16 protein-coding genes are annotated in these 17,103 nt (G+C 70.6%); 6 read left to right on the top strand and 10 right to left on the bottom strand.

The window, feature by feature from the left end; all coding sequences use genetic code 11:
* Positions 1–49 precede the first annotated feature (49 nt).
* Positions 50–1,315 (top strand): tyrosine--tRNA ligase, encoded by a 1,266-nt coding sequence (gene tyrS / locus ACIOHC_RS27140; protein ID WP_351083709.1) that lies wholly within the window; start codon positions 50–52, stop codon positions 1,313–1,315.
* 102 nt (positions 1,316–1,417) lie between these two features.
* On the opposite strand, the gene ACIOHC_RS27135 is transcribed toward tyrS, so the two are convergent.
* Positions 1,418–1,699, bottom strand: coding sequence for a GlsB/YeaQ/YmgE family stress response membrane protein (locus tag ACIOHC_RS27135; RefSeq protein ID WP_351083707.1), 282 nt, complete (start codon positions 1,697–1,699; stop codon positions 1,418–1,420).
* Positions 1,700–1,946: 247 nt separating this feature from the next.
* On the opposite strand from ACIOHC_RS27135, the gene ACIOHC_RS27130 reads away from it, so the two are divergent.
* The gene (locus tag ACIOHC_RS27130; protein ID WP_351083705.1) at positions 1,947–2,312 is read left to right on the top strand and encodes a DUF3099 domain-containing protein; all 366 of its coding nucleotides are present in this window, start codon (positions 1,947–1,949) and stop codon (positions 2,310–2,312) included.
* Positions 2,313–2,727: 415 nt separating this feature from the next.
* Positions 2,728–2,985, top strand: a complete 258-nt coding sequence (locus ACIOHC_RS27125; RefSeq protein WP_351083703.1) for a hypothetical protein — start codon at positions 2,728–2,730, stop codon at positions 2,983–2,985.
* 74 nt (positions 2,986–3,059) lie between these two features.
* On the opposite strand, the gene moaA is transcribed toward ACIOHC_RS27125, so the two are convergent.
* The 3 genes from moaA to ACIOHC_RS27110 form a co-directional block, all read right to left on the bottom strand.
* Positions 3,060–4,049, bottom strand: a complete 990-nt coding sequence (gene moaA, locus ACIOHC_RS27120) for a GTP 3',8-cyclase MoaA (protein WP_351083701.1) — start codon at positions 4,047–4,049, stop codon at positions 3,060–3,062.
* Positions 4,050–4,293: 244 nt separating this feature from the next.
* The gene (locus ACIOHC_RS27115; RefSeq protein WP_351083699.1) at positions 4,294–5,934 is read right to left on the bottom strand and encodes a cation acetate symporter; all 1,641 of its coding nucleotides are present in this window, start codon (positions 5,932–5,934) and stop codon (positions 4,294–4,296) included.
* Positions 5,931–6,296, bottom strand: a complete 366-nt coding sequence (locus ACIOHC_RS27110; protein WP_351083697.1) for a DUF485 domain-containing protein — start codon at positions 6,294–6,296, stop codon at positions 5,931–5,933. Before ACIOHC_RS27110 ends, ACIOHC_RS27115 begins: the two co-directional genes overlap by 4 nt.
* Before the next feature lie 324 nt (positions 6,297–6,620).
* Here ACIOHC_RS27110 and ACIOHC_RS27105 point away from each other — a divergent pair, with 324 nt between their 5' ends.
* Together ACIOHC_RS27105 and ACIOHC_RS27100 are read left to right on the top strand one after the other, a co-directional pair.
* On the top strand, positions 6,621–8,156 hold the full coding sequence (locus ACIOHC_RS27105; RefSeq protein ID WP_401844295.1) for a S8 family peptidase: 1,536 nt from the start codon (positions 6,621–6,623) through the stop codon (positions 8,154–8,156).
* Between the two features lie 126 nt (positions 8,157–8,282).
* The gene (locus ACIOHC_RS27100) at positions 8,283–9,701 is read left to right on the top strand and encodes a CoA transferase (protein WP_401844293.1); all 1,419 of its coding nucleotides are present in this window, start codon (positions 8,283–8,285) and stop codon (positions 9,699–9,701) included.
* On the opposite strand, the gene ACIOHC_RS27095 is transcribed toward ACIOHC_RS27100, so the two are convergent.
* The 3 genes from ACIOHC_RS27095 to ACIOHC_RS27085 are packed head-to-tail and all read right to left on the bottom strand — an operon-like array spanning position 9,691 to position 12,320.
* Entirely contained in the window at positions 9,691–10,734 is a 1,044-nt protein-coding gene (locus ACIOHC_RS27095) for a zinc-dependent alcohol dehydrogenase family protein (RefSeq protein WP_351083691.1), read from the bottom strand. The genes ACIOHC_RS27100 and ACIOHC_RS27095 overlap by 11 nt on opposite strands.
* 21 nt (positions 10,735–10,755) lie before the next feature.
* A complete protein-coding gene (locus tag ACIOHC_RS27090) occupies positions 10,756–11,445 on the bottom strand; it encodes a lysoplasmalogenase (protein ID WP_351083689.1) in 690 nt (229 codons plus the stop codon).
* Entirely contained in the window at positions 11,442–12,320 is an 879-nt protein-coding gene (locus ACIOHC_RS27085; protein WP_351083687.1) for a sterol desaturase family protein, read from the bottom strand. Before ACIOHC_RS27085 ends, ACIOHC_RS27090 begins: the two co-directional genes overlap by 4 nt.
* A gap of 359 nt (positions 12,321–12,679) precedes the next feature.
* On the opposite strand from ACIOHC_RS27085, the gene ACIOHC_RS27080 reads away from it, so the two are divergent.
* Positions 12,680–13,264 carry a TerD family protein gene (locus ACIOHC_RS27080; protein ID WP_351083685.1) on the top strand — a complete coding sequence of 195 codons (585 nt, stop codon included), beginning with the start codon at positions 12,680–12,682 and terminating at the stop codon, positions 13,262–13,264.
* Positions 13,265–13,845: 581 nt separating this feature from the next.
* Here ACIOHC_RS27080 and ACIOHC_RS27075 read toward each other — a convergent pair.
* The 3 genes from ACIOHC_RS27075 to ACIOHC_RS27065 are packed head-to-tail and all read right to left on the bottom strand — an operon-like array spanning position 13,846 to position 17,097.
* Positions 13,846–14,559, bottom strand: coding sequence for a VIT family protein (locus tag ACIOHC_RS27075; protein ID WP_351083683.1), 714 nt, complete (start codon positions 14,557–14,559; stop codon positions 13,846–13,848).
* 25 nt (positions 14,560–14,584) lie between these two features.
* Positions 14,585–15,820 carry an amidohydrolase family protein gene (locus tag ACIOHC_RS27070; protein WP_401844289.1) on the bottom strand — a complete coding sequence of 412 codons (1,236 nt, stop codon included), beginning with the start codon at positions 15,818–15,820 and terminating at the stop codon, positions 14,585–14,587.
* Entirely contained in the window at positions 15,820–17,097 is a 1,278-nt protein-coding gene (locus tag ACIOHC_RS27065; protein ID WP_351083679.1) for an amidohydrolase family protein, read from the bottom strand. Before ACIOHC_RS27065 ends, ACIOHC_RS27070 begins: the two co-directional genes overlap by 1 nt.
* Between the last annotated feature and the right edge of the window lie 6 nt (positions 17,098–17,103).

Here is a 17,103-nt window from a genome sequence, read left to right as displayed (position 1 = left end):
TAGACTGACTGTTGCCTTTCGACACACGTAGCTGAGGAGACACGGAACCGTGACGGACATCGTCGACGAGCTGAAGTGGCGTGGGCTGTTCGCCCAGTCCACTGACGAGGACGCACTGCGCAAGGCTCTCGCGGACGGTCCGGTCACGTTCTATTGCGGCTACGACCCCACCGCGGCGAGCCTGCACGTCGGTCATCTGGTGCAGGTGCTCACCATGCGCCGGCTCCAGCGGGCCGGTCTGCGGCCGCTCGCCCTGGTGGGTGGCGCCACCGGCCAGATCGGTGACCCGAGGCCGACCGCCGAGCGCACGCTGAACGACCCGGAGACGGTCGCCAACTGGGTGTCGCGGCTGCGGTCCCAGATCGAGCCGTTCCTGTCCTTCGAGGGCGAGAACGCGGCGGTCATGGTGAACAACCTGGACTGGACCGCGGGCATGTCCGCGATCGAGTTCCTCCGGGACATCGGCAAGCACTTCCGCGTCAACAAGATGCTGACCAAGGACTCCATCGCCCGGCGGCTGGAGTCCGACGAGGGCATCAGCTACACCGAGTTCAGCTACCAGTTGCTCCAGAGCATGGACTACCTGGAGCTGTACCGGCGCTACGGCTGCACCCTCCAGCAGGGCGGCAGCGACCAGTGGGGCAACCTCACCGCGGGCCTCGACCTGATCCACCGCCTGGAGCCGGGCGCCGAGGTGCACGCGCTGGCGACGCCGCTGATGACGAAGGCGGACGGGACCAAGTTCGGCAAGTCCGAGAGCGGTGCCGTCTGGCTCGACCCGTCGATGACGACGCCGTACGCGTTCTACCAGTTCTGGCTGAACGTGGACGACCGGGACATCTCCCGGTACATGCGCATCCTCAGTTTCCTCAGCCCCGCGGAGCTGGAGGAGCTGGAGAAGGTCACCGAGGAGCGTCCGCAGGCCCGGACGGCGCAGCGCGCGCTGGCCGAGGAGCTGACGACGCTGGTGCACGGCGCCGATCAGTGCGCCGCGGTCGTCGCGGCGTCGAAGGCGCTCTTCGGTCAGGGTGAGCTGGGCGAGCTGGACGAGGCCACGCTGAGCGCCGCGCTGTCCGAGGTGCCGCACGCGCAGGTCACCGAACTCGGCCCGCTGGTGGACCTCCTCGTGGAGGTCGGCCTGGCGCCGAGCAGGTCGGGTGCCCGCCGCACGGTGAAGGAGGGCGGCGCCTACGTGAACAACGTCAAGGTCACGGACGGCGAGAGCGCGCCGGCCCGCGAGGAGCTGCTGCACGGGCGCTGGCTGGTGCTGCGCCGGGGCAAGAAGAACCTCGCCGCCGTCGAGGTCACCGGCTGATCGCGTTGCGTCGGCACTGCGGCCGGGCACGCGTGACGCGTGTCCGGCCGCAGTACGTTCAGCGGTGCGTCGTGGCCCGGTGCCCCGGAGGCTCCGCTCGGCTCAGGCTCCCTGCTTCTGTTTGGTGCCGCGGAACGACGTCCACAGCATGTCGCCGACACCGACGACGACCACCGCGCCGATCAGCTGGAGCAGATGGCGTGTCCAGTCGATGCCCTTGGTGTCGTTGACGCCGATCCAGGTGGCGACGGCATTGCCGAGGACACTGCCCAGGATGCCGAAGACTGTCGTCAGCCAGAGTGGGATGTTCTGTTTGCCGGGCAGGATCGCCCTCGCGATCACACCGAGCACGAGGCCCACGATGATTGCCCACAACCAGCCCATGTCGCCTCCTCGTGCGACGCGATGTCGCGCATGTGGGCCCAGTCTCCGCCGGTGGGCCGTGTGCCGCATGCCGGGCACGTCCGTATGTGCGGCACGGCCGCCGATTCGCGCGAATGCGGCGCGCCCCGGTCTCGAAGCCGTCGGACGCCGGGCGTACCGTGGATGCGGTCCGGTCCGGGGAGTGTCCGGCGCGGGAACGAGGTCCCTCCGGTCCACCGGGTGCCGGGGGAAGGGTGGTGGAGACGTGATGCGGAAGCAGGGCGGTACCGAGGTCTTCCGGATCACGGGGGCCCGGCAGGGGCTCGCGGACGATGTGCGCGGCAGGCAGCGGCGCTATGTGATCTCGATGTCGGTGCGCACGGTTTCGGTGATCCTGGCCGCCGTGCTCTGGAACGTGGAGCGGTACGTCGCGATCGTGGCACTGGTGCTCGGGGTTCTGCTCCCGTACGTGGCGGTGGTCATCGCCAACGCGGGCCGGGAGAACACCCCTTCGCTTCCGTCGACCTTCGTCCCGGCGCCGATGCGGCCGATGCTCGATGCCGCGCCCGTGTCCGGTGCCGCCGAATCCGGTCCGGAGGCCGACGGGGCCCGTCACGGCGGGGAGACGTCGTGAGCCACGGGCCCTCGATGTGAGCCGAAGGCGATCGTCGTGAGTCACGGGCGCTCGGCAAGAGCCATGAGAAGTCGGTTCGGGGCGTGCGGATCCGGCAGGAGCACAGGTGAGGCAGCAGCGCACCCGAGGCTCGCGAAAACCTCAGATCAATCGTGAAGTTACGGTGCACCGCACCCCCGTCTGCGTGACATACTTCGTAGGCGCTCCGCATCCCCCGTCGGAGCGACGGACCGACGCCGGGCAGCTCCCCCCGTGGCTGCTCGGCGTCGCTTTTTCTCCGGCCGGGGATGCGTTCGGGCCATCCGCCGCGCGGCCGGCCGGGAGACCGGAACCGGTGCCGGCCCAGGTCCTCGCGTTTGGATCACGCCGGGCCGACCCGAACGAAAGATCCAATGAAAGACCCTACGATTGAGCCGTGAACTCCCCTGAATCCGCGGCCGAGAGCGCTGCCGCCGCCCCCGTCTGTTCCGCCAAGGGCTGCCGGACCGACGCCGTGTGGGTGCTGGCCTGGAACAATCCGAAGCTGCACACCCCTGAGCGTCGGAAGACCTGGCTGGCGTGCGAGGAGCACCGGGAGCATCTGTCCTCGTTCCTGGATGTCCGGGGCTTCCTCAAGGATGTCGTGAAGCTGACGGAGTGGGAGTCCGACGGTCCGGGATCGGGCGGGCCGTAGGAGGGAAGGTCCGGCCGGGTCCGGCGTCCCGGCCTCGCGGGATCCGTCCGTCCCCTCTCGGCCCCGACAGGCTCTCAGCCTCCGATCGCCGACATCGGCCGGTCCGGCTGCAGGAAGGACGGGTCGTCCAGACCGGATCCGGCCTTCTTCCCCCACATCGCCAGCGTCCAGATCCGGGCGATCTCCTCATCCGGCGCGTCGGAGCGCAGGGCGCCGCGCAGATCGGTCTCCTCGCGGGCGAACAGACAGGTGCGCACCTGCCCGTCGGCGGTGAGCCTGGTGCGGTCGCAGGCCCGGCAGAAGGGACGGGTGACGGAGGCGATGACACCGACGCGATGGGGTCCGCCGTCGACGAGCCAGCGCTCGGCGGGGGCGGAACCGCGTCGGTCCTCGCCCTCCTCAGTGAGGGTGAAGCGGGTGCGCAGCGACTGGAGTATGTCGCCTGCCGTGATCATGCCGTCACGCTTCCAGCCGTGCTGTGCGTCCAGCGGCATCTGCTCGATGAAGCGGAGCTCGTAACCGTGCTCGACGGCCCAGGCCAGCAGGTCGGGGGCCTCGTCGTCGTTGAGTCCCGGCATCAGGACGGTGTTGACCTTGACCGGGGTGAGTCCGGCCTCGCGGGCGGCTTCGAGGCCGGCCAGCACGTCGTGGTGGCGGTCGCGGCGGGTGAGTGCCTTGAAGACCTCGGGGCGCAGCGTGTCCAGCGAGACGTTGACCCGGTCCAGGCCGACGGCCCGGAGCGCGGCCGCCGTGCGCTTCAGTCCGATGCCGTTGGTGGTGAGCGACATCCTGGGGCGTGGGCTCAGGGCCGCGCACCGCTCGACGATGGAGACCAGGCCCGGGCGCAGCAGCGGCTCACCGCCGGTGAAGCGGACGTCGGTGATGCCGAGCCGGGTGACGGCGATGCCGACCAGCCGGACGATCTCGTCGTCGCTCAGCAGGTCGGGCTTGGCCAGCCATTGCAGGCCTTCTTCCGGCATGCAGTACGTGCATCGCAGATTGCACCGGTCGGTCAGCGACACGCGCAGGTCGGTGGCGACCCGATCGTAGGTGTCGATGAGCATGTGAGCCCCCTCCCCCAGTTGCTGTCCGGCCGCCGTGTCCGGCACGTCCGGCTTTCCCGCTCGCCCGTCCGGTCGGATGTCCCGGTCGGCGCTTCCGGCTGACCTCTTCGAGACTACGCGAGACCTGTGACATCGGATGGGGCTCGTATGACACGAGGAGCGGCACGGCCGTGTCGTAGGGTCCTACGACACGGCCGTGGAAGAGGATGCGGCCCGGCGCGGGCCTCGCCGGGTTCCTCCCCGGTCAGTGCGCCCCGACTCCGGTGAGGGACTTGACCTCCAGTTCGGCGTACTTGCCCTTGTCCGGTTCCTCCTTCGAGAGGAGGGAGCCGATCCAGCCGAGCAGGAAGCCCAGCGGGATGGAGATCAGCCCCGGGTTCTCCAGCGGGAACCAGGCGAAGTCGACGCCCTTGAACATCGAGGTCTTCGGGTTGCCGGAGACGACCGGGGAGAACAGCACGAGGATCACCGAGCTCGCCAGGCCGCCGTAGATCGACCACAGAGCGCCCTGGGTGGTGAAGCGCTTCCAGAAGAGGCTGTAGAGGATCGTAGGCAGGTTGGCGGAGGCGGCGACGGCGAAGGCGAGTGCCACCAGTCCGGCGACGTTCATGTCGCGCGCGAAGGCGCCGAGGACGATGGCGACCGCACCGATGAGGACGGTGGCCCAGCGGGCGGCGCGCATCTCCTCCTTCTCGGTGGCCTTCCCCTTGCGGATGACGTTGGCGTAGATGTCGTGCGCGAAGGAGGACGAGGAGGCGAGGGTGAGGCCCGCGACGACGGCGAGGATGGTGGCGAAGGCGACGGCCGAGATCACGGCCAGCAGCACGGCGCCGCCCGTGGAACCGACCCCGCCGAGGTACTCGGCGAGCTGCGGGGCGGCCGCGTTTCCGGCCGGGTTCTTCGCCTTGATCTCGTCCGGGCCGATCAGGGCCGCGGCGCCGAAGCCGAGCGCGATCGTCATCAGGTAGAAGGCGCCGATGATGCCGATGGCCCAGTTGACCGACTTACGGGCGGCCTTCGCGGTCGGCACCGTGTAGAAGCGGATCAGGATGTGCGGCAGACCGGCGGTGCCGAGGACCAGCGCGATGCCGAGGGAGAGGAAGTCCAGCTTCGAGGTGCCGGTCGCGCCGTACTTGAGTCCGGGCTCCAGGAACGCCGCTCCGTGACCGCTCTTCGCGGCGGCCGTGCCCAGCAGGTCGGAGATGTTGAAGTCGAACTTCAGCAGCACCAGGAAGGTCATCAGGAGCGCACCCGCGATGAGCAGCACGGCCTTGACCATCTGGACCCAGGTGGTGCCCTTCATGCCGCCGATGGTGACGTACACGATCATCAGCACGCCGACCAGCGCGACGATGAGAATCTTGCCCGCGTCGCTGGTGATGCCGAGGAGCAGGGAGACCAGGACGCCCGCACCCGCCATCTGCGCCAGCAGATAGAAGATCGAGACGACGATGGTGGAGACGCCGGAGGCGGTACGGACCGGGCGCTGCCGCATCCGGTAGGCGAGGACGTCGCCCATCGTGTAGCGGCCCGAGTTGCGCAGCGGCTCGGCGACCAGCAGCAGGGCCACCAGCCAGGCGACGAGGAAGCCGATGGAGTACAGGAAGCCGTCGTAGCCGAAGAGGGCGATGGCTCCTGCGATCCCGAGGAACGAGGCCGCCGACATGTAGTCGCCGGAGACCGCGAGTCCGTTCTGGAAGGCGGTGAACTGACGGCCGCCGGCGTAGAAGTCGGAGGCGCTCTTGGTCTGCCGGCCGGCCCAGACGGTGATGCCCAGCGTCGCGGCGACGAACACGGCGAAGAGCGTGATGATCAGCGGCCGGTGCTCGGTGGTCGAGGAGGCGGCCAGCTGGAGGGCGGGGTGCGAGTGGTACACGGCGCTCATGCGTCGGCCTCCATACGGGACTTGATGGCCTCGGCCCTCGGGTCGAGCTTCGCGGCCGCGTGGCGCGAGTAGAACCAGGCGATGAGGAACGTGGTGACGAACTGGGCGAGGCCGAAGACGAAGGCCACGTTGATGTTGGCGTAGACCTTGGTGCCCATGAAGCCGCCCGCGTAGTTGGACAGCAGCACGTACAGCAGGTACCAGAGGACGAAGGCGATGGTCAGCGGGAAGGCGAACGAGCGGTGCGCGTGTCGGAGTTCGCCGAACTCCGCGCTCTCCTGCGTCGCGATGAACGCCTCGGTCGTGGGCTGGGCAGTGCGGGTGTCCGTACTGACCTCGGGCGGCGGTGCATCGGTAGTCACGGAATCTCCTCGCGACGCGGGTGCGGTGGTGGGGACGGTGGATTTCACTGCGGAACCTCGATGGCCGGGGACGATGGAGCGCTCCCCCTGACAACGGCACGGACGGCGCTGCGAAGCGGTTCACCGCACAACCGCACTTCTCCGACCGGCCTCTGCGCGACCATCCGGCCCGACCCCGCCCCGCACCTCTTCGAACAGATCCTTCGAATTCATTGATGACAACTCATTGATCAGCAAGGATGATCAGCGATAGCTTCACTCGTCATGTACGCGACTGGGCACACGCCGTGTCCGGTCGCCCGGCACGGATGATGTGGAGACCCCATGGCTCATCTGGGATCCAGACGGACGCGCGCACTGACGTTGCCCGTCGGATTGGCACTCACGGCCTCGCTCGGCTTCCTGCCGACGGGGGCCGCCTCTGCCGCACCAGTGGACGCGCAGCCCGCGGCGGCGGTTTCGGCGGACGGCCCGAAGCTCTCGTACGTGGTCAACACGCGGAGCAACCACGGGACCGTGAAGCAGGTGAAGAAGGCGATCGCCGAGGCCGGCGGCACGGTGGTGGTCGCCTACGAACAGATCGGTGTCATCGTCGTCCACTCCCAGAACCCGGACTTCGCGAAGTCGATCCGCCGGGTCAAGGGCGTCGATTCGGCGGGGGCCACCCGCACCAACCCGATCGTCCCGCAGGCCACCACGGACATCGGCGTGGAGCAGCCGCTCACCGCCGAGCAGGCGCAGAGCGCCGCGGCACAGGCGACGGCGGACCAGGATCCGATGGAGCCCCTGCAGTGGGATCTGCCCGCCATCAAGGCGGACCAGGCGCACCAGAAGACCCTCGGCAGCAGCAAGGTCACGGTGGGTGTCATCGACACGGGCGTCGACGACACCCACCCGGACCTCGCGCCGAACTTCTCCCGCGCGGCCTCGGCGAACTGCGTGTCCGGGGCGCCGGACACGACGGACGGTTCCTGGCGTCCGAAGACCGGTGAGAGCGACCACGGCACGCATGTCGCGGGCACCATCGCCGCCGCGAAGAACGGCATCGGGGTCACGGGGGTCGCGCCGGGCGTGAAGGTCGCCGGGATCAAGGTGGCGAACCCGGACGGCTTCTTCTACACCGAGTCGATCGTCTGCGCCTTCGTCTGGGCCGGCGAGCACGGCGTCGACGTCACCAACAACAGCTATTACACCGACCCGTGGATGTTCAACTGCAAGGACGATCTCGACCAGGGCGCCCTGGTCGAGGCCGTCGCCCGCGCCACCCGGTACGCGGAGCACAAGGGCACCGTGAACATCGCCTCGGCCGGCAACAGCAACTTCGACCTGGCCTCCGGCGCGATCGACGACACGACCAGCCCGAACGACACCACGGCCGTGAAGCGGACGATCGACCCGAGCAAGTGCCTCGACATCCCGGCGATGCTGCCGGGCGTCGTGACGGTCTCCGCGACCGGCGCCAAGGGACTGAAGTCCTCGTACTCGAACTACGGGAACGGTGTCATCGACGTGGCCGCCCCGGGCGGCGACTCGACGGTCTACCAGACGCCCGCACCGCCCGCCACGAGCGGTCTGATCCTGTCCACGCTGCCGGGCGGCAAGTACGGCTACAAGGCCGGTACGTCGATGGCCTCCCCGCACGTGGCGGGAGTCGCGGCCCTGATCAAGTCGACGCACCCGCAAGCCTCCGCGGCCGCGGTGAAGGCGCTTCTGACGGCCGAGTCCGACGCCACCGCGTGCGGCGCGCCGTACGACATCAACGGTGACGGCAAGATCGACGCCGTCTGCGAGGGCGACAAGAACCGCAACGGCTTCTACGGAGCCGGTGTGGTGAACGCGCTGAACGCGGTCCGCTGGTAGGAACGCGACGCAGTGGGCGGGGCTGGAGTCACCGGCCCCGCCCGCCGTCCTTTCGCGGTCCCGTCCCGTACCGGGCTCGCCCGGCGCCCCTTCTCCCGCGGTGGCACTCGGTGCCATAGTGCGGGCATGACTCATGCGCACCTGTCCGGCACCGAGCAGGCCTGGGCGGCACTCGGCGGGGATCCCGCGCTTCTCGCGCGCATCGGGACGGATGGCCCCGAGGACCTGCTGCCCTCCCGACTGCCCGTCATGGAGCTGGCCCGTTCCGCGGTCGCGGTCTGCTCCCTGGCCGCCGCCGAACTGGCCGCCCGCCGCACCGGGCGCCCCGTGCCCCGGGTCCGCGTCGACGACGGCGCGGTGGCCACGGCGTTCACCAGCGAGCGCCATCTGCGGATCGACGGGCGCGCTCCGACGACCTTCGCCCCGATGTCGCGGTTCTGGCGCGCGGCGGACGGCTGGGTCCGTACACATGCCAACTACCCACACCATCGGGCCCGGCTGCTCGCCACGCTGGGGCTGCCGGCGGACACCGCGGACGACCTCGCCGTGGCCGCCGTCGCCGCCTCGTTCGCGGGGCGGCGGGGCGACGAGATCGAGCAGACCGTGTACGCCGCGGGCGGCCTGGCCGTCGCGGCCCGTACGCCCGGGGAGTGGTCGGCCGACCCTCGGGGTGCCGCGGTGGCGGGCACCCCGCTGGTGACCGTCGAGCGTATCGGCAGCGCGCCTGTCCGTCGGACGGCGGCGCCGGACGGTGCGTCACTGCTGCCCGCCGCCGGGGTGCGCGTACTGGACCTCACCCGGGTCATCGCGGGCCCCGTCGCCACCCGCACGCTCGCGCTGCTCGGCGCGGACGTCCTGCGGATCGACTCCCCACGGTTCCCGGAGAGCCCGGACGCACACGGCGACACCGGTTTCGGGAAGCGGTCGGTGACCCTGGACCTCGGCAGCAGCTCCGGCAGGGCCGTGTTCGACGAGCTGCTGGCCGAGGCGGACGTGGTCGTCGTGGGCTACCGGCCCGGCGCGGTCGAGCGGTTCGGTCTGACCACTCGGTCCCTGGCCGCGCGCAGACCGGGGCTGGTGATCGGGCGGCTCTCGGCCTGGGGCCACGGTCCGTGGGCCCAGCAGCGCGGCTTCGACAGTCTGGTGCAGGTGGCCACCGGCATCGCCTCGGTCGAGGCCGCCGCGGGAGCGGAGCACCCGCCCGGCGCGCTGCCCGCCCAGGCACTCGACCACGGAACGGGCTATCTGCTGGCCGCCGCCGTGCTGCGCGCGCTGACCGAACAGCACGACGAGGGGGGCTCCCGCCTGATCACGCTCTCGCTCGCCCGTACCGCCGCGTGGCTGCTCGACGAGCTGCCCGCCCGTCGGGAAGCGGGGGCCACGGGTGCGTCGTACGACCCTCGGAAGTGGCTCACGGAGACGGCCGGCCCACTCGGTCGGCTGCGTCACGCCCTGCCGCCCGTCGCCTTCGACGGTTCGCCCACCGACTGGTCGCGCCCGCCCGGCCCGCTGGGGGCGGACGCGGCCGCCTGGCTCACGGCTTGATGAGCACCTTCAGCGCCGTGCGCTCGTCCATCGCCTTGTAACCGGCGGGGACGTCGTCGAGACCGATGGTCAGGTCGAAGACGGGCGACGGATCGATCGTGCCGGACAGCACGTCGGGGAGCAGCTCCGGAATGTACGTGCGCACGGGTGCGACGCCGCCGCGCAGAGCGATGTTCCGGTCGAACATGACGCCGAGGTCCAGGCCGGTGCCGCTGCCGTGCGGTACGCCGACGTAGCCGATGGCGCCGCCGTCGCGGGTGATCCCGACGGCGGTGCGCATCGACTGCTCGGTGCCGACGGCCTCGATCACCGCGTGGGCGCCCTCGCCGCCGAGCAGTTCCCGTACGGCTTCGACGGCGGCCTCGCCACGCTCGGCGACGACGTCCGTGGCGCCGAAGGTGCGGGCGATGTCCGTACGGACCCGGTGGCGGCCGAGCGCGATGATCCGCTCGGCGCCGAGCCGCTTGGCGGCCAGGACGCCGCACAGTCCGACCGCCCCGTCACCGACGACCGCGACCGTGCTGCCGGTCTTCACGCCCGCGCCGACGGCGGCGTGGTGTCCGGTGCCCAGAACGTCGGACAGGGCCAGCAGCGCGGTGAGCAGATGGTCGTCGGAAGCCGCGGCCGCGGGGAGCTTGACCAGCGTGCCGTCGGCGAACGGGACGCGGACGGCCTCGCCCTGCCCGCCGTCGGAGCCGACGGAGCCCCAGAAGCCGCCCTGCGGGCAGGAGGTGGTCAGGCCCTCCGCGCAGTACGCGCAGGTGCCGTCGGACCAGACGAAGGGCGCGACGACGAGGTCACCGACGGCGAAGCCCGCCACCTCGGAGCCCGCCTCCTCGACGATCCCGAGGAACTCGTGCCCGATCCGCTGACCGGGCTCGCGGGCGGCCTCGCCGCGGTAGGCCCACAGGTCGCTGCCGCAGATGCAGGCCCGCAGGACTCGCAGGACCACATCGGTGGGCTGCTGGACCGACGGGTCCGGCACTTCCTGCACACGTATGTCGTGGGGGGCGTGGATGACGGTGGCGCGCATGCGTGGGGGTCCTTGCCGATCTCAGATGCTGGTACTCCGTTCACGGTACGCCCCAGGGGTGACACCGACCCATTTCGCACCGGGTGCCAGCGTTCCGGCGGTCAGCAGGAACTGCGCGGCGATGTAGGTGAGCATGATCCAGAAGTCGGGGGCGGGCGGCTGGGGCCGGTCGGCGACGCCGGTGCCGATGAGCGCGTCGGAGAGCAGGAAGAGCGCCCCGCCGACGGCCGCGTACCGGCCGCGGGTGCCGGCCCGGTAGGCCATGGCCGTGAGCAGCAGGCTGTAGCCGGTCATCGGAATCCGCATGTCCGCCGGCAATCCGCTCCAGAGCAGCGCGACGACGGTGACCAGGACGGCCGCGTACACCGCCCCGACGGCCGGGGAGCTCCGGGCACGTCCGAAGAGCAGCAGGTAGCAGACGTGCCCGGCGGCGAAGGAACCCATCCCGATGAGGAAGGTGGCGTCGGCGTCGGGCAGCAGGAGCGTGTCGCCGCCCCAGCCGAACAGCAGTGCCGCGATGAGCAGCCGGGGGCCGCGCCGGGCGGCGGCGTACCCGGCCAGCAGCGGCATCAGCAGGGGCTTCGCGACGAGGTGGGCGACCGGGACGTCGGCGAGCAGGCCGAACAGGTCGACGACGGCGGCCAGCAGGAAGGCGGCGAGCAGCGGTCGTACGAGACGTTCCCGCCGGTCCGGGACGATGTCGGCGCTCATCCGATGCGCTCCTGGGCGGGGAGGGGCGTGGGTGCGGCCGTTGTGGACGGCTGCCAGCCGGGGCCGCGGAAGATCCGCCCGGTGCGCTCGCTCCAACTGCCCGCCGCGCGCACGTCGCGGGCGATCGCGGCGTACTCGTGGGTGGCGACGCGGAGCGGGTTGAACGTGTCGATGTTCTTGGTGAGTCCGAACACGGGCCGCTCCGTCTCGGCGGTGAAGGATCCGAAGAGCCGGTCCCACACGATCAGGATGCCGCCGAAGTTCCGGTCCAGGTAGCCGCCCTGCGACGCGTGGTGCACCCGGTGGTGGGACGGCGTGTTCAGTACGAACTCGAAGGGCCCAGGGAGCTTGCCGACGCGCTCCGTGTGCACCCAGAACTGGTAGACGAGGTTCGCCGACGAGCAGAACGCCAGCGCGGCAGGGTGGACACCGCAGGCGATGAGCGGCACGTAGAACGGCCAGACGGTCAGCGACGTCCAGGGCTGGCGCAGCGCGGTGGAGAGGTTGAACTTCCGGCTGGAGTGGTGGACCACGTGACAGGCCCAGAGGATCCGGACGACGTGGTGTCCCCGGTGGGACCAGTAGTAGAAGAAGTCCTGCGCGAGCAGCATCAGCAGGACGGTCCACCACAGGACGGGGACGCGGAGCGGGGTCAACTGGTGGACCGCGGTGTAGACGGCGACGATGGGCACTTTCCACAGCAGGTCGAAGACCAGGCTGCCGAGCCCCATCGTGATGCTGGTGGCGGCGTCCTTGGCCTCGTATCCGGCGGCTTCCTCATCGGGATGGAAGTGATGGAGTGCCATTTCGAGGACGGTGAGCAGCACGAAGGCCGGTATGGACCAGAGCACGACATCGGGCAGGTTCGGCGGCATGCGAGCACCGTAGAGCCGCAGGTCGGCTGCGGACTAGAGGTTGTTACCAACAAGTATGCGAGACATGTTGTCAGCAGTCTTTGGTGGCTTCTGCCAATGCGGGTACCGGACGGCCCCTGTACCGGAGCTTGAGCGGAGAAAGAACCGCCGTGCGGGGCCCGGCAGTTGCGAGGGCCCGGCCGGCCACGACGACGAGCGGCACGGTCGCCCGGACGCCGGTGGCGCCGAAGCCCCGTGCGGGCCTCCCGGAGCGCGGGGCGCCCCTCGTACGCGCCCACGGGGACCCGTCGCACGGAACCGCCGAGGCTCCAGGCACACTCTGCGTGTTGTAGTACCCGTGACAGAAGGATGGCCCACGCATGATCACACTCACCAAGGAAGACGGTCCCGCAGACCTGGACGGAGTGACCCATCTGTCCATCGGCGTGTCCTGGGACCCCACGGCCGGCAGCAGCGGCGGTGTCATGGGCCTGCTCCGCCGCAAGGCCGGAACGGACCTCGACCTGATCGCCGTCGCCACGCAGGACGGGGACCCGGTGCGCCTGGCCGGCCTCGACTCGCTGGACCCCATGGGAAACGGCTCCCTGGTGCACAGCGGCGACAACCAGACCGGGCGGGGGGACGGCGACGACGAGACCGTCACGGTCGAGTTCGCGCGCATCCCGCGCAACATCACGTCGATCGTGTTCGTCGCTGCCGCCTTCAAGAAGGGCAGTTCCTTCCAGAAGGCCCGCAACATCAGCTTCAAGGTCTACGACGCCACCGGGGGGAGCTCGCAGCAGGTCGCCGACATATGGCCCAGCCTGCTCACCCAGGACAACGGCTGCGCGGTGGCCAAGGCCGTACGGTTCGGCGACACGTGGAAACTCGAAGTGATCAATGTGACGGGGAAGATCAAGCAGGGCGACGAGCATGCCCTGATGCGTTTCGCCGTCAGCAAGTAGAACGTCCCCGGGGCCCGGCGTCCGTGTGGCGCCCGGGCCCTGGGACACGGCCCCGCCGCGTGAGGGTGGGCGCCGCTGAACCGGACATGTGCGTATGGGGGTTGTTGTGAGCCGGACACTCCATGGCGAGCGGTCGTGGATTCCCTTGGCACGGGCCGTGGAGTTGACCGACGACCGACTGCAAAGGGGCGGCAGGGCAACGCCGTTGAGCGAGCTGAACCTCGGCGCCATGGCCGAGTCGTTTCAGCGTGCGTGCTGGCTCGGGGCGGCGGAGCGGAGCGCCCGCTGGAGCGGCTGGTAAAAGGGGCCGGCGTCGTCCCGGTGACCCGCTCGGCGACCCGGGCGGTGAACGGGGCGCCCAGCAGGTCGTCGCCCCAGGGTCGAATCCTGTTGCCGAGCCTCCCGCCGAAGGCGAGATCCGCGTAACTGTCGCCCTCCCACAGCTCGTGGGCCTTCAGGAGGGCAGGTGGCTGGTCACGCCGCCAGCCTAAGGGTGCACCGTTCCGGCGCCCGGGGCGGCCGGGTCGTGTCCGCGGCACCTGGCCCCGCTCGCCGATCCGGCCCGATCCGAACGAAAGACCTCAGACCCCCACCGCCCCCAGCAACTCCCCCGCCGCGTACGTGACCGCCATCGCCAATGCTCCCCCGCCCATGTTCCGCAGCACCGCCGGTCCCGCCGCGGCCTCGCCCAGGCGGGCGCTCCACCAGCCCGTCAGTGCCAGCGCCGCCAGTACCGACACCACGGTCACGATCAGTCGCAGCGACGCCGGGGGCAGCACGATCGCCAGCAGCGGCAGCAGCGCGCCCACCGTGAAGGCCAGGAAGCTCGCGCCCGCCGCGTGCCACGGGTTCGTCAGCTCGTCCGGGTCGATGCCCAGCTCCACCTCCGCGTGCGCGCGGAGCGCGTCGCGTTCGGTCAGCTGGAGCGCGGCCTCGCGGGCGACCTCCCGGCTCAGCCCCTTGCCCTCCAACAGGCCGGTGAGCTCCACGAGTTCGGCCTCCGGAGCGTCGGCCAGCTCCCGCTTCTCCATGGCCAGCGCGGCCCGTTCCGAGTCGCGCTGGGTGGACACCGAGACGTACTCGCCCGCCGCCATCGACATGGATCCGGCCAGCAGTCCGGCCAGGCCCGCCGTGAGCAGGGTGCCGCGGTCGCCGGTGGCACCGGCCACACCGACGACCAGGCCGGCGGTGGAGACCACACCGTCGTTCGCGCCGAGGACCGCGGCGCGCAGCCAGTTCAGCCGCGCGCCGAGGCCGTTGTCGTGTGCTTCGTCATGCGTCTGGGTACCCGTCACCCGGGGATGGTCTCACCCCGCCCCGTCACCAGACGCGTACCGACCCGCCGGGCGCGAAGGCGGGGCTGGTCGCGTCGGGCGGGGCCTCCTTCAGGGGTTCAGCGATCTCGTCCACCGTCGGGCCGACGGTCGCGGCGATGCGGTCGAGGGCGGCCAGGTCGAAGCCGTAGACACGGGCGGCGTTGCCGCCGGTCATCGCCGCGATCTCGCAGGGCGGCAGGCCCGCGTACGCGATCCGCAGTCCCTCCCGGGAGTACGGATGGGTGCCCTCGTCGTGCGGGTAGTCGCTGCCCCACATGATCTTGTCGAGGCCGATCCGGTCCCGCAGCGGCACCTCGTGCGGTCGCATGAAGCTGGCGCCGACGTAGCAGTTGTCGCGCCACACCTCGCTCGGGCTCGCACCCATGGAAGCGGCAAGGCCCGCACCGAACTTGGACTCGGCGGTGGCGGCCCGTCCGGCCGCCGCCACCAGTCGGCCGTGGTAGTAGTCCAGCATCTCCACGACACCAGGGATCCAGCCGGATCCCTGTTCGGTGAGGACGAGCTTCAGTCCGGGATGGCGGCGGAACGCCCCGCCGAAGACCAGGTGCCACAGCGCCCGGTGCGAGAACCAGGTCGTCTCCACCATGAAGACGGCGCGGGCCGCCGGTTCGTCGCCGAGCGGCGGGGAGGCCGAGCCGCCGTGGTGGTTCACCGGTACGTCCAGTTCCGCGCAGACCGCCCACAGCGGGTCGTACACCTGGGAGTACAGCTCCGGGATGCCGGAGCCGGGCGGGGCGCCGGGCAGCAGGATGCCGCCGGTCAGGCCCGCCTCCTTGGTGCGGCGGACCTCTCGGACGGCCTCCTCGGGATCGTTGAGGAGGATCTGCGCGACACCCGCGCGCCGGCCCGGCGCCTGGGCGCAGAAGTCGGCGAGCCAGCGGTTGTGGGCGCGCAGACCCGCCCAGCGCTGCTCGTACTCGGCCCGGGAGGGCGCGGGCGCCATCAGGGCGGCGGAGGGGAAGAAGGGCGGGATGGTGTTGGGGAAGACGACCTCCGCGACGACGCCGTCCGCCTCCATCTCCGCGACGCGGCGTGCGGAGTTCCAGTTGCGGTCCGCGGTGTCGGCGAGGAGGTCCTCGTACGGGTTGACGTAGGCCGTCGCCCACGCGTCGAAGTCGTCGTGGTGCTTCGTCTCCAGGTACGACCGGTAGTCGAGGAGGTCGGCACCGGCGTGGCAGTCGGCGGAGATGACGGTGTAGCGATCCGTACGACGGTCCATCAGTCGGCCCCCAGGACCGGGAAGTCGCGGCCGGTCAGCCAGTGCCGGCCCACTTCGCGCGACCTCGCCCAGGACGCCTCGACCGTTGTCTGGTCGGGGCTCTGGCCCAGGTCCCCGGGGGTGGGACCGACGCGCTCGGCGATCGGGGCGAGCTTCGCCGTGTCGAAGCCGAAGACGTCCGCGGCGGTGAGGCCCAGCATGCGGCGGGTCTCGGCGACGGGGATGTCGTGGAAGGTGTCGCGCAGCCACTGGGCGGTGTTCGGCCAGGTGCCTTCCGGGTGGGGGAAGTCGCTGCCCCACAGGATGTTGTCGACGCCGATCTCGTACCGCTGGGCGAGTTCGCGACGTTTGGTGTTGGTGGCGCAGACGAAGACCTGGCGGTCGAGGTACTCGTGCGGGGGCCGCTTCAGTTCGGCGAACGGCGAGAGCTTCTTTCCACCGTGGGCACCGAGATAGAGCCGGTCCATGAACCAGAGAAGATTCGGCAGCCACCAGCAGCCGGACTCGGCGACCCCGAACCGCAGCCCGGGGTGGCGTTCGAAGGCCCCCGACCAGAGCAGGAACCAGAGCGGGCGGGACGGCCACCAGGTGACCTCGGAGACATAGATGCCGAGGTGGTCCCCGTACTCGTGGCGCGGGGCCGCTCCGGAGTGCGTGACGACCGGCATGGCCGTCTCGGCGGCGGCTGCCCACACGGGGTCGTAACGGCGGTCGTGGTACGGGGCCTTGTCCACCCACATGGAGGGGATCATGAGCGCGCCGAGCCCGGACTCCTTCGCCCGGTGGATCTCCGCGACGACCCGGTCGACCTCGCCGGTGACGGGCAACAGGGCGACCCCGCAGTGGCGTTCGGGGTTCTGCGAGACGAAGTCGGCGAGCCAGCGGTTGTGGGCCTGCGCGCCCGCCATGCCCAGCTCCGGGTCCTGGTCGCCGGAGAGCCCGAGGCCCACGCCGAACGGGGCGGCGGTCCGGCTGTCGACGGCGTCCGCGTCCGGGAAGACGACCTCGGCCGCCACCCCGTCGCCGTCCAGTTCCTTCAGGCGCCGGGCGGCGTCCCAACCGCCCTTCAGGCCTTCCTCGTTGTCATGGAACCACTTGTCCGCGAAGGCCTCGTTGCGTACGCCGAGGCGGGTCATCTCCTCGCGGCGGCGGTCACGGCCGGCGAGGAAGTCGTCGAAGTCCCGGTGGAAACGGGGGTCGAGATAGGGCCGGTACTCCTCGGTGGGCAGTCCGGCGTGGCAGTCGGAGGAGATGATCAGGTACGGGTCGTCGGTCATCGCTCG

The sequence above is a fragment of the Streptomyces sp. NPDC088252 genome (assembly GCF_044740965.1).
Taxonomy (GTDB): domain Bacteria; phylum Actinomycetota; class Actinomycetes; order Streptomycetales; family Streptomycetaceae; genus Streptomyces.
The sequence above is the reverse complement of the archived record's forward strand: the minus strand, read 5'-3'. Positions and strand labels throughout refer to the sequence as shown.